This is a genomic window from Agromyces sp. MMS24-JH15 (genome assembly GCF_043518605.1).
In the GTDB taxonomy this organism is placed as follows: Bacteria; Actinomycetota; Actinomycetes; order Actinomycetales; family Microbacteriaceae; genus Agromyces.
In genome coordinates this window covers 1,619,825-1,632,622 of record NZ_CP171358.1, presented here as the reverse complement: position 1 = coordinate 1,632,622, position 12,798 = coordinate 1,619,825, and the positions used below count along the sequence as shown (strand labels likewise).

Below are 12,798 nucleotides of genomic sequence, written 5' to 3'. Positions count from 1 at the left end.
GCCCGGCGGTTCCGGGTGGCGGTGGTTGGGGAGGCAGCCCGCGCAGCGGGCAACCTGTCAATGATAGCGGAGGAATCCTCCGGGCGCGCTGGGCACCTGGGTCTCGACGCGTGCGACGTCGTCGCGCGCTACTCGACCACCGACGCGCGTGGCGTCAGAGCTTGGTGACCTGGTCGAAGCTGAGCTCGACCGGCGTCTCGCGCTCGAAGAGCGAGACGAGCACGGTGAGCTTGCCGCTCTCGGGCTTGATCTCGCTGATCGTGCCGGGCAGGCCCGCGAACGAGCCGTCCTTGATCGTGATGGTCTCGCCGACCTCGAAGTCGACCTCGGCGGGCACGGCGCGCGCGGCGCCGGAAGCGGCCGCACCGCCCTTGGCGCCCTTCACCGGGGCGACCTCCTTCGGCTCGACGAGGCTCTTCAGCATGCCGAAGGCCTCCTCGAAGCGAAGCGGCGTCGGGTTGTGCGCGTTGCCGACGAAGCCCGTGACGCCCGGAGTGTGGCGGATGACCGACCAGCTCTCCTCGTTGAGGTCCATGCGCACGAGCACGTAGCCCGGGATGCGCACGCGGTTGACCATCTTGCGCTGGCCGTTCTTGATCTCGACGACGTCCTCCATCGGGACCTCGACCTGGTGGATGTAGTCCGCCATGGCCATGGTCTCGCGACGCTGCTCGATGTTCGCCTTCACGCGGCGCTCGAAGCCCGCGTACGAGTGGATGACGTACCACTTGCCCGGCAGGAACCGCAGCTCGGCGCGGAACTCCTCGTACGGGTCCTCCTCGGTCTCGGCCTCCTCCTGGGCGGCCTCGACGGCGGCGCGGGCCTCGTCCTCGGTGTCGATGTCGAGGGCGTCGGCGACGACCGCATCGGCTTCGGGATCGGCTGCCTCGGCCATCGCGTCGAGCACGGCGTCGAGGTCGATCTCGCGACCCTCCTCGTCCACGATGTGGACGGCGCGGTGCTCGGCCGGCTCGACCGACGCCTCGTCGTGCTCGAGCGACGAGCCCTCCTGCGCCTCGTCGTCCTCGGAGGACTGCTCGGCCGCGGTCGCCCAGTCGACGTCGTCGCGCTCGTACTTCGTCACTTCTAGATCCCTCTCTCAGTCGACCGGATGCTCCGGCCGGAGTCTCCGCTTCGCCCGCCGAGGGCCGAATCAGACTCCCGGCTGTCCGAAGACGTACAGCACCAGCAGGCCGGCCAACTGGTCCAGCCCCCACACGATGGCCATCATGATGATGACGAACACGAGCACCACGCCCGTGAAGCTGAAGAGCTCCTTGCGGGTCGGGGTGACGACCTTCTTCAGTTCGGCGAAGACCTGTCGGATGAACAGGGCGATCCGCGAGAACGGGTTGCGCTTCGCCGCGCGGTCGCGCTTGGCGTTGGCGACGACGTCCTCGCTGGGTTCGTCGATGACTTTCCGGGCCACTCGTTTTACCTTTCGTGGGCCGGCATTCACTGCCGGCTCGCAGGGCGGACAGGACTCGAACCTGCAACTTGCGGTTTTGGAGACCGCTGCTCTACCAATTGAACTACCGCCCTCCAGGGGCGCGAGCCCCTGTCGGAATCGCGATCACTCCCTCGTTCCCCCGCCGTTCGGGCACGGGAGATCTTGGTCGTCGTTCGCAACCTCAGCAAGTCTAGGCGACGGATGCCCAGCGGCCAAAACCGGTCCCGGATCGGCGGAACGGCGCGGGAGCAGCCGGCCCGACTCCCCCGGACCGCCAGCTCGACGACGCAGGCGCCGACGCCGCCGTCGCGATTCGGCGTTCGTGGCGACTACCTGTAACCGATCACAGTTCCATAACGAGGCATCCGTCGAATTGGAGTTCACATCCGGGCCGGAGTAGAACTGTGACCGGTCACAGCTCCTGTAACCGATCACAGTACAGTTTTCACCGAGTTCCCGACCCGACGGAGTGTCATGCGTTCCCCCTCCCCCTGGCCCGCGATCCGGGGCATCGCCTACGGCGGCGACTACACCCCGGAGCAATGGGCGCGCGAGACGTGGGACGAGGACGTGGCGCTCATGCGCGAGGCCGGCGTCGACCTGGTCAGCGTCGGGATCTTCGCCTGGGCGCTCATCGAGGTCGAGGAGGGCGTGTTCGACTTCGCCTGGCTCGACGAGCTGCTCGACCTCCTGCACCGCAACGGCATCCGGGTCGACCTCGGCACGCCGACCGCGTCGCCGCCGGCGTGGTTCTTCGCGAGGCATCCCGACGCCCGCGTGGTCTCGCGCGACGGCGTCGTCCAGGGCTTCGGCGCCCGCGGCATGGCGTCGCACTCCTCGCCCGCGTACCGCGAGGCGATCGTGCGCATCGCGTCGGCGCTCGCCGAGCGCTACGCCGACCATCCCGCCGTCGTGCTCTGGCACGTGCACAACGAGTACGGCGTGCCGGTCGGCGAGGACTACTCGGCGCAGTCGGCCGAGGCGTTCCGAGGATGGCTCCGCGAGCGGCACGGCAGCCTCGACGCGCTCAACGCCGCGTGGGGCACCGCCTTCTGGGGCCAGCGCTACACCGACTGGGAGCACGTGGGCGTCCCCGCCGCGGCCCCCTCGGTCGTCAACCCCGCGCAGCGCCTCGACTTCGCGCGCTTCACCGACCACCAGCTCCGCGAGTGCTTCCGCGCCGAGCGCGACGCCATCCGCCGCTTCGCGTCGCAGCCGATCACGACCAACTTCATGGCGAACCAGGCCTGGGTCGCCGACCTCTGGGCGTGGGGCCGCGAGGTCGACGTCGTGTCCGACGACCACTACCTCTGGTCGGCCGACCCCGAGGGCGAGATCGGCCTCGCCATCGCGGCCGACCTCTCCCGGTCGGTCGGCGGCGGCAAGCCGTGGATCCTCATGGAGCACTCGACCTCCGCCGTGAACTGGCAACCCCGCAACGTCGCCAAGCGCCCCGGCGAGATGGCGCGGAACTCGCTCGCCCACCTCGCGCGCGGTGCCGACGCGATCCTGTTCTTCCAGTGGCGCGCCTCGCGCTCGGGCGCCGAGAAGTTCCACTCCGCGATGGTCCCGCACGCGGGCACGACCTCCCGGGTCTGGCGCGAGGTCGTCGACCTCGGCGCGAAGCTCGACCGACTCGACGAACTGCAGGGCACCGTCGTCGAGGCCGACGTGGCCGTGCTCTGGGACTTCGAGTCGTTCTGGGCGCAGGACCTCGAATGGCGCCCGAGCGACGACCTCTCGCACGCCGACCGCATCCGCGCGTTCTACGAGCGGCTCTGGCGCGACGGCATCACGGTCGACTTCGCCCTGCCGGGCCACGACCTGTCGAAGTACCGGCTCGTCGTCGCACCGGCCCAGTACCTGCTCCGCGCGGCGGACGCGGCGAACCTCACACGCTACGTCGAACAGGGCGGCACGCTGGTGGTCTCCTACTTCTCGGGGATCGTCGACGAGCACGACGCGGTCCACGCCGGCGGATTCGGCGCACCGCTCGCCGCCGCGCTCGGCGTCCGGGTCGAGGAGTTCCTCCCGCTGCGCGAGGGCGTCCGCACCTCGGTCGCGTGGCGCGGCGACGACACCGCGCCGCTCGCCGCCGACGCGGTGTTCACGGCGGATGTCTGGCACGAGGCGATCGCGCTCGAGGGCGCCGAGGTCGTCGCGCGGCACCTCGACGGCCCCGGCGCGGGCCTGCCCGCGGTCACGCGGCACGCGTACGGCGAGGGCGTCGGATGGTACGTCGCGACCCGGCTCGACGCCGAGGGCCTGCGGACCGTGATGGACGACGTCTACGCCGACGCCGGGATCGCGCCCACGGGGCATCCCGACGGCCTCGAGGTCGTCACCCGCCGCGGCGACGCGGCCGACTACGTCGTCGCGATCAACCATCGCGACGAGCCGGCACGACTCGCGGCATCCGGCCTCGAGCTCCTCACCGGCACCGAGGTCGTCGACGCGTTCGACGTCGCCGCAGGCGGCGTCGCGGTCGTCCGCACGACCCGCGAACCGCGGGGAGGTGGCCGCTGAACCGCCGACCCCCTCACTCCTGAGCAATCCGACCCGCACCACCCACCACAGCGCGTCGCGGCACCCGCCCGACGCACCCCGGTCGCAACGGCGCGATCTCGAACGAGACGCCGGCCCGAGCGGCCCGAACCCCGGAAGGAACACCCATGCGCAAGCAGATCGGCATCGGCGCAGTCGCCGTCGCCTCCGCCCTGCTTCTCGCGGGCTGCAGCGGCGGCGCTGCACCCGAGGAGGAGGCCACCGCTCCCGAGATCGTCGTCTGGACCGACGCCGAGCGCGAGCAGGCCGTCACCGACGCCGCGAAGGCCTTCGAGGAGGAGACCGGCGCCAAGGTCACGCTCGTCCAGAAGAACTTCGAGGACCTCCGCAACGACTTCATCGCCCAGGTCCCGACCGGTGAGGGCCCCGACATCACCGTCGGCGCGCACGACTGGCTCGGCGCGCTCGTGGCCGCCGGCGTCGTCGACACGATCGACCTCGGCGACAAGGCCGGCGAGTTCGAGCAGGTCGCGCTCGACGCGATGACCTACGACGGCCAGCTCTACGCGCTTCCGTACTCGCTCGAGACGATCGCGCTCATCCAGAACACCGACCTCGTCGGCACCGATGCGCCCGCCACCTGGGACGACCTGATCCAGAAGGGCCTCGCGGCCGGCACCGAGCGCCCGTTCGTCATCAACACCAACGGCGAGACCGGCGACGGCTACACGATGTACGGCTTCCAGACGTCGTTCGGCGCGCCCGTCTTCGTGCAGGACGAGTCGGGCTCGTACACCAACGAGGTCGGCATGGGCGGCGCGGCCGGCGAGGCCTTCGCCCAGTGGCTCGGCGCGAACGGTGCGAACGGCACCGGCTACCTGTCGACCACGGTCGACTACGACATCAACAACGAGCTGTTCAACACCGGCAAGGCGCCGTACACGATCCAGGGCCCGTGGGCGATCTCGTCCTTCCCGGACGTCAACGTCGCGGTGAACCCGATCCCGTCGGCCGGCGGCCAGCCCGCCGCGCCGTTCGTCGGCGTGCAGGGCTTCTACCTCAGCTCGCAGTCGAAGAACGCCCTGCTCGCGCAGGACTTCCTCGTGAACTACCTCGCCACCGAGGACGCGCAGCGCGCGCTCTACGAGGCCGACCCGCGCATCCCCGCGTGGTCGACCCTCGCCGAGGAGGTCGCGAGCGACCCGATCATCGCGGGCTTCCTGGCGTCGGCGCAGAACGGCGTCCCGATGCCGAGCATCCCCGAGATGGGTTCGGTCTGGGACTTCTGGAACGCGGCCGAGTCGCAGATCATCAACGGCGCCGACCCCGTGTCGACGTGGAACACCATGATCACGGACCTGACGGCGGCGCTCGCCGGCTGATCCGACCCCGCCGGCCGGCTCGTGCGCGAGCCGGCCGGCACCCCGGCACCGGGCCACGCCTCCCCAGCGGACCGGAGTCCTGCCGGACCCCCTTGATCCGGTCCCCCGCCGGATCACCCCGGGTGCCCGCGATCACCCCGCGGGCACCCGCCCAGACGCACACCCCTCGACCACCCCGGAGCAGACACATGACGGTGCAGGAGGAGTCGGTACGACCCGACATCGAGGTCCCCGATCCGCGACCGCGCGAGTCGCACGCCCGCGCCTGGCGCGGACTCGGCTGGGGCTTCCTCGTGAAGCTCGCGATCATGGCGCTGATCAACGCGCTCGGCGTGGCGACGATCCTCGCCGCGTACCGGAGCGAGTCCTGGATCGTGCTCGGCGTGGCCGCGGCACTCCTGGTCATCGCCGACGTCGTCTACTTCGTCCGGCGCGCGCTGCCGCTCAAGTACCTGCTGCCGGGCCTCGTGTTCCTGCTCGTCTTCCAGGTCTTCGTCTTCGGCTACACCGCGTACATCGCGTTCACGAACTACGGGACCGGCCACGCGGGCTCGATGGAGCAGGCGGTCGACGCCGCGCTGATCCAGGGCGAGCGGCGCATCGAGGGCTCCTCCACCTCCCCGCTGTCGGTCGTCGAGCGCGTCGGCGAGCTCGGCTTCGCGATCGTCGACGAGGACGGCGACGTCCTGGTCGGCTCGGCGACATCGCCGCTCGAGGAGGTCCGCGGCGCCGAGATCGGCGCGGCCGGCGCCCCGACCGCCGTGCCCGGCTGGGACGTCGTCCCGCGGGCCGAGCTGCTCGGCGACCCCGCCCTCCAGGAGCAGGCGGTCGCGCTGCGCGTACCGGTGTCCGAGGACCCGAACGACGGCTCCATCCGCACGCGCGACGGCACGACGGGCGCGGTCTACGTCTCGACCCTCGTCTGGGACGCCGAGGCGCAGACGATCACCGATACCGAGACCGGCACCGTGTACGCGGCCACCGAGCAGGGCTCGTTCGTCGCGGAGGACGGATCGGCCCTCCCGGCCGGCTGGTACGTCAACGTCGGCTTCGACAACTTCGTCCGCCTGTTCACCGACCCCGACCTGGTCGAGCCGCTGCTCATGGTGACGCTGTGGACCTTCGTGTTCGCTGCGATCTCGGTCGGCGCGAGCTTCGGCCTCGGGCTCCTGTTCGCGCTCATCTTCAACGACCCGCGGATCCGTGCGCGCCGGTTCCTGCGGACGCTGTTCATCCTCCCGTACGCGTTCCCCGCGTTCATGTCCGCGCTCCTGTTCCGCGGCATGTTCAACTCGGAGTTCGGCGTCGTCAACGACCTGTTCTTCTTCGGCGCCGACATCAACTGGCTCGGCGACCCGTGGCTGGCGAGGTTCGCCGTGCTGTGGGTGAACGTCTGGCTCACGTACCCGTACTGGTTCCTGGTCTGCACGGGCGCGCTGCAGTCGCTGCCCGGCGACACGCTCGAGGCCGCCGAGATCGACGGCGCCGGCCGCTGGCGGCGGTTCCGGTCGATCATCCTCCCGCTGCTGCTCGTGTCGACCGCGCCGCTGGCGATCGCGTCCTTCGCGTTCAACTTCAACAACTTCACCGTCATCTACATGTTCAACAACGGCGGTCCGGCCATCCCGGGCGCACCGTACGCACTCGGCTCGACGGACATCCTCATCTCCGCCATCTACGACATCTCGGGGGTGTCGGGCGGCGCCGCCGACTACGGCCTCGCGAGCGCGCTGGCGATCATCGTGTTCGTCGTCATCGGCGCGATCTCCGCGCTCGCCTTCCGCCAGACCCGCAAGCTCGAGGAGTACCAGTGATGACCACGTCGATCGACACCTCGACCCGCGCCCTCTCGGGCGGCAGCGCGAACGGAGCGGACCGCACGCCCGCACGGCGCCGCCGGTGGTGGGCCGAGGTCGGCTGGAAGTACCCGGTCGCCGTGGTGGTCGGCTTCTACGCCGTGTTCCCGCTCCTGTACGTCGCATCCGCATCGCTCAACCCGCGCGGCAGCCTGTCGTCGTCGAGTGCGCTGTTCAGCGCGTTCGACCTCTCGAACTTCGCGGCCCTCGCGGAGACGAGCTACTGGACCTGGGCGGCGAACACGCTCATGATCGGGTCGATCGCGGCCGTCGGCGCGGTGCTCATGGGCGCGGCCGCGGCGTACGCGTTCTCGCGGTTCCGGTTCTCGGGGCGGCGCGCGAGCCTGACCAGCCTGCTCGTCATCCAGATGTTCCCGCAGGCGCTCGCGTTCGTCGCGATCTTCCTCATGCTGCTCGCGATCGGCGAGGTCGTGCCCGCGCTCGGTCTGAACTCGAAGCTCGCGCTGATCTGCGTGTACCTCGCGGGCGCGCTCGGTGCGAACACGTTCCTCATGTACGGGTTCTTCAACACCGTGCCGATCGAGATCGACGAGTCGGCGAAGATCGACGGCGCGACGCACGCGCAGATCTTCTGGCGGCTGATCATGCCGCTCGTGACCCCGATCCTCGCGGTGGTCGCGCTGCTCGCGTTCCTCACGGCGTTCGGCGACTACATCCTCGCGAAGATCGTCCTGGTCTCGGAGGACAACTGGACGCTCGCAGTCGGGATGTTCCAGTGGGTGTCGAACCAGCTCACCTCGCGCTGGGGCCTGTTCGCCGCGGGCGCGGTGATCGCCGCGGTGCCGGTGCTCGTGCTGTTCCTGCTGCTGCAGCGGTACATCGTCGGCGGGCTCACGGCGGGGTCGGTCAAGGGGTAGCGCGTCGGGGCGGCATCCGCTCGCCCCGGGGCATCCGCTCGGCCGCCGCACCCGGGCGCGTAGGCTCGCACCGTGACCGGAGGATCCGCCCGCGCGACCCAGGGCCCGGCCCGGCCGACCGGGCGGGCCGCCCGTCGCGTGCCGGAGCCCGCCACGACCCTCGAGGTGATCGGCGAGCACTCGCAGTTCCGCCTCGACCTCGAGCGCATCCGCTTCTCGCCGTACTTCTCGCGCCTGTCGGCGGTCACGCAGGTCATCGCGCAGCCCGGCGCGGGTCCCCTCATCCACAACCGGCTCACGCACTCGATCAAGGTCACCGCGGTCGCGCGCGCGATCGCGGTCGGCTTCGCGGATGCCTCGTCGCCGGCGCACGCCCTCGCGATCGAGCACGGCTGCGACGCGGTCGTCGTGCAGGCCGCCGCGAGCGCGCACGACCTGGGGCACCCGCCGTTCGGCCACCTCGGCGAGCGCGTGCTCGACCGGCTCGCGCGCGAGACGCTGGGCCTCGCCGACGGCTTCGAGGGGAACGCGCAGACCTACCGGATCATCGCGTCGCTGGATGTCACGGGCGCGGCGCCGCACGGACTCAACCTCACGGCGGCCGTGCGCGCGGCGACCGCGAAGTACCCGTGGCCACGGTTCGTCGACCCGGCGACCCTGCCCCTCTCGGCGCGGTCGGACGGCGCGCTGCCGCGCGGCATGCGCCACGTCGACGGCGGCGTGGAGGCCGGGAAGTTCTCGGCGTACGACCTCGACGCCGCCGACCTCGCCGACGCCCGGCGCGGGCTCGCGCCGTTCGCGCAGTCGCTCGAGTGCACGGTCATGGACCTCGCCGACGACATCGCGTACTCGATCCACGACGTCGACGACTTCTACCGGGCGGGACTGCTCAGCCACGGCGCGGTCGCGCGCGAGTTCCGCGGCTACGCCGACGACGACGGCGCGCTGCGGCTGCTCGGCGACGAGGTGCTCGGGCAGCGGACCGCGCCGGCGGGCTCGGCCCTCGAGGGCCTGCGACGCAAGCTCCACCGCTCGGACGCGTGGGTCGCGAACGACGACGCGTTCGCCGAGGCCGTGCGGGTGGTCGCCGACGACCTCGTCGACGGACTGCTGGCGAGCCCGTTCGACGGCTCCATCGCGACCGAGCGGTCGCTGTCGTCGTTCACGAACCGGTGGATCGGGCACCTGCAGTCCTCGGTGGTCCCGTCGCCCGAGGTCGGCGCGCGCACCGGGCTCGTGACGCTCGACACGCTCGCCTGGCACGAGGTCGAGGTGCTGAAGTTCGTGCACCGGCACTTCATCCTCGACCGCGCCGACATCGCGCTCTACCAGCGGGGCCTGAGCCGCGCGCTGACCCGCGCCGTCAAGGGCCTCACGGCGTGGATGACCGACGACTTCGATCGCCACCGCGTGCCGTACCGGCTGCGCGAGCTGGTCGAGCTCGCGACCGACGGCTACACGGCGCTGCGCGCCGAGCGGCCCGAGGGCGTGCCGATTCCCGCGCGCTCGGAGGTCCCGCGGCTCGGCGTGGGCCGCGGCGTCGTCGACTACGTCGCGTCGCTGTCGGACGACCAGGCGCTCGCGGTGTCGGAGGCGATCGACGGCCGGCCCGACCGGCTCTGGGACATCGGGCAGAGCCTCTAGGCCGTCACGGCATCCTCGCGGGTCGCGGCCCGGCGCCGCCGCGGCAGCGCGATCGCGAGGCCGGCGACGAGCAGGACGGCGCCGAAGGCGGCGACCACCCACGGGGTCTCGGCCGGGATGCCGAGGTACACCGTGATGCCGAGGATCCGCGAGAGTCCCCACGGCAGCAGCGCCATCTGGTCGTTCCAGACGGTGAGCGCCTGCTCGAGTCCGATGACGCCGACGAGGGTCGCGATCGCGGCGAGCGCGGCGCCCGCGGCGGCGAGCGTCGCGCCGAGCGCGCGGCGCCGGCCGATCGACGCGACCGCGGCCCAGCCGCCCGCGACGAGCACCCACGCGAACAGCGCGAACGCGACCGTGACGTAGGCCGAGCGCGACACCGGGTCGGTCCAGAAGCCGTACCAGTACCCGCCGGGGCCGGTCGGCACGAGCACTGCGGCGAGCAGGGCGACGCGCAGCATCGCCGCGCCGCCGACGGCCGCGAGCACCGCGGGCCAGGATCCCCCGAGCAGGCGGACGAGGAGCGCGGCGCCGAGCCCGAACACGAGCCACGCGCCGAGGGTCGCGACGAGGTGCGCGGGCGCGGCGAACCAGGTCAGGATGCATCGGCTCGCGACGAGCGCGAGCGCGGGCGCGGCGACGAGCACGACCCGGTCGGCCCGGCCGAGCCCGGCGACCGCCTCGGCGGCCCGCCACGGGCGCGTGCCCGCGATCCAGGTGGCGCGGGCGGCGCGGGCACCGGGCCATCCGGCGAACCGCGGACGGCGCGCGAGGATCCCGAGGGCGAACCACGCGAGCACCACGACGAGCAGGGCGCCCGCAGCCCACGCCATGGCGGGGTCGCGGACCGCGCGCTCCTCGCCGAGCCGCGCGGCCGTGAGGTTGTAGGCGGGGTGGAAGACGTCGCCCGCGTACGCCTGCTCGTGCGCGGCGGCGCGCTCGTCGAACGCGGCCCGCGCCGACTCCCACGCGGCGAACGCCTCGGGCGAGCGGGTCGCGTTCCACTCGGCCTTCTGCAGGAACATCTCGCGGTAGTCGGCGAGCAGCCCGAGCGTGGACGCCTCGTAGTCGAGCGCCTCCGCGAAGGCCGCGTGGAGTGCGGGATCCGTCCAGGTCGAGGCATCCGTCGCGCCCACGAGGTCGCGCATGTCCTCGACCGCGGCCTGCGCGCGCCGGCCGCCCGCGATCGCCTCGTCGAGGTCGTCGCGCGAGATCGAGTGGATCACGTCGAGCGCGGCACTGTCGCCCGTGAGGATGTCCCACTCGAAGATCCACATCATGGGCGGCGGCTCGAGGCCGATCGCGAACACGCGGCGGTCGGCGAATGGACCGATGTAGAGGCCGTCGGTGACGGCCTCGCGCGAGCGGGCCATGGCCTCGACGATCGCCTGCACGGTCGCGGGGTCGTCGGAGAACCAGCGCCGGGCCCAGTCGACGGTGACCTCGGCGGGGTCGAGCGACGGGTCGCGCGCGAGGCGCACCGCGAGCTCGGTGTTGAGCTCGGCGAGCTGCCAGAACCCGGTCTTCAGTTCGAGGTTCATGGGGCCGGCGCGCCACGGACCGCCGTCCTGCGTCCAGGTCCAGATGCCCTCGATGTGCGGGTTCGCGGCGAGCAGGCGGTCGAGCGTCGTCGCGTACAGGTCGCCGAGGTCGTTCGGGAAGGCACCGAAGTTCTCGAACTCGCGCCGGCTCTGGAACTCGATGATGCGCCGGTGGTCGCCGACCTCGAGCGTCTCGTTGAGCGGCAGGTGGCTGTAGAAGTCGCCGAGCGTGTACTTGGTCGAGACGATGAGCCGGTCGGAGTCGATCGGCCCGAGCACCTCCTCGTAGGAGGCGGGATTCGTGTGCAGGTCGCCGACCGCGCCGACGCCCACCGTCCACGTGCGGAAGATCACCTCGCGGTCGGCCCGCTCGGCCTGGCCGAGCAGGGTGGTCAGCATGGCCTGCACCGCGGGCACCGTCGTGACGGCGAGCTTCGAGGTGTAGTCCCAGTCGGGCAGGTCGTACACCTGCCCCGCCTCGCCGATGCGCAGGAGCACGCCGTCGACCGCGGGTAGCTCGCGGTAGAGCTCGTCGAGGCCCGCGGCGTAGACGTCCCACAGCTCGGGGTTCTCGGTGTCGAGGCCGCCGAACCGGTCGGTGAGGTACGCCTCGAGCGGCGGGGTGAGCACGAGCATGTCGGTGCGGAAGTAGACCTTCAGCCCCCGATCGTGCGCCGACTGGAGCATCGGGCCGAACGCCGCGCGCATCGCGAGCGCACGCGCGACGTGCTCGTCGTCGGGCGCGTAGACCTCGGTGCCGTCGCCGACGTCGGAGAACGTCACGTACTCGAGCAGGCCCGGGAACGCGAGCGCGGTGTAGCCCTCCGCGAGCAGGTGGTCGACGTACGCGTCGAACTCGACGCGCGCCGCGGCGAGTGCGTCGTCGTCGATGTAGGGCGCGTCGGGGAGGATGACGTCCTCGAACGCCTTCGAGTTGTGCGAGTAGTCGTCGCCCGCGGCCCAGGCCGCTTCGTCGGGCTCGACGCCGACGGCGCCGAGGTCGGCCATGCGGAACCCGAGGCGGGACGACACCGTCTCGCCGAGCCGATCGGTCACCGGGCGGCCGTCGCGCACGGCCGCGGCGAGGTCGTAGACGCCGCGGACCGCACCGGCCTCGGTCGCCGCGACGACACGGAGCGCGTCGGGCGAGCCCTCGAGCCGGTAGGTCTCGTCGGCGGCGTCGGAGCCTGCGTCGGCGGACGCCCCGGCGGATGCCTCCGCCTCGAGCTCGACCGCGAGCGTCGCGGTGCCCGCCGTTGCGGCGGCGTCGCCGACGGCCGCCCGGAGTTCCGCGACGGACGCGTCGAGGCGCGGCGTCGCCGGGGCGTCGATCGCCGTGAACGCGGGCGGGAGCGCGGTCTCGCCGACCGCGGCGACGGTGGATGCCTCGGCCGGGACGTCCGACGCCTCGGAGCGGATGCCGAGCGCGTCGGTGAGCACGAACGCGACGCCCGCGCCGAGCGCGAGCAGCACGATGACGGCCAGTCCGGCGAGCAGGGGTCTCCGTCGGGGGCGCGTCATCACGCGGCGGAGCCTAACACG

Annotated in this window: 8 protein-coding genes and 1 tRNA gene; 5 read left to right on the top strand and 4 right to left on the bottom strand. The window is 71.9% G+C overall.

All coding sequences use genetic code 11. The annotated features are described in order from the left end of the window. Positions 1-154 precede the first annotated feature (154 nt). The 3 genes from nusG to ACDF64_RS07380 all read right to left on the bottom strand — a co-directional run bounded on the left by nusG (position 155) and on the right by ACDF64_RS07380 (position 1,542). Positions 155-1,084: a transcription termination/antitermination protein NusG gene (gene nusG, locus ACDF64_RS07390; protein ID WP_394554465.1), complete on the bottom strand. Its 930-nt coding sequence runs from the start codon at positions 1,082-1,084 to the stop codon at positions 155-157. A 69-nt stretch (positions 1,085-1,153) separates the two neighbouring features. Beyond that, positions 1,154-1,429 (bottom strand): preprotein translocase subunit SecE, encoded by a 276-nt coding sequence (secE, locus tag ACDF64_RS07385; protein ID WP_394554463.1) that lies wholly within the window; start codon positions 1,427-1,429, stop codon positions 1,154-1,156. A 40-nt stretch (positions 1,430-1,469) separates the two neighbouring features. After that, positions 1,470-1,542 (bottom strand) — tRNA-Trp (locus tag ACDF64_RS07380). Positions 1,543-1,924: 382 nt separating this feature from the next. On the opposite strand from ACDF64_RS07380, the gene ACDF64_RS07375 reads away from it, so the two are divergent. From ACDF64_RS07375 to dgt, 5 genes are all read left to right on the top strand, one after another. Next, the gene (locus tag ACDF64_RS07375) at positions 1,925-3,976 is read left to right on the top strand and encodes a beta-galactosidase (RefSeq protein WP_394554462.1); all 2,052 of its coding nucleotides are present in this window, start codon (positions 1,925-1,927) and stop codon (positions 3,974-3,976) included. A gap of 146 nt (positions 3,977-4,122) precedes the next feature. Beyond that, entirely contained in the window at positions 4,123-5,337 is a 1,215-nt protein-coding gene (locus ACDF64_RS07370; RefSeq protein ID WP_394554460.1) for an extracellular solute-binding protein, read from the top strand. A gap of 188 nt (positions 5,338-5,525) precedes the next feature. After that, positions 5,526-7,151: an ABC transporter permease subunit gene (locus ACDF64_RS07365; RefSeq protein ID WP_394554459.1), complete on the top strand. Its 1,626-nt coding sequence runs from the start codon at positions 5,526-5,528 to the stop codon at positions 7,149-7,151. Further along, positions 7,151-8,071, top strand: coding sequence for a sugar ABC transporter permease (locus ACDF64_RS07360; protein ID WP_394554458.1), 921 nt, complete (start codon positions 7,151-7,153; stop codon positions 8,069-8,071). The genes ACDF64_RS07365 and ACDF64_RS07360 overlap by 1 nt, the downstream gene beginning before the upstream one ends. A 72-nt stretch (positions 8,072-8,143) precedes the next feature. Continuing rightward, positions 8,144-9,715: a dGTP triphosphohydrolase gene (dgt, locus tag ACDF64_RS07355; protein ID WP_394554457.1), complete on the top strand. Its 1,572-nt coding sequence runs from the start codon at positions 8,144-8,146 to the stop codon at positions 9,713-9,715. On the opposite strand, the gene ACDF64_RS07350 is transcribed toward dgt, so the two are convergent. Next, on the bottom strand, positions 9,712-12,777 hold the full coding sequence (locus tag ACDF64_RS07350; protein WP_394555071.1) for a hypothetical protein: 3,066 nt from the start codon (positions 12,775-12,777) through the stop codon (positions 9,712-9,714). The genes dgt and ACDF64_RS07350 overlap by 4 nt on opposite strands. Positions 12,778-12,798: the final 21 nt, after the last annotated feature.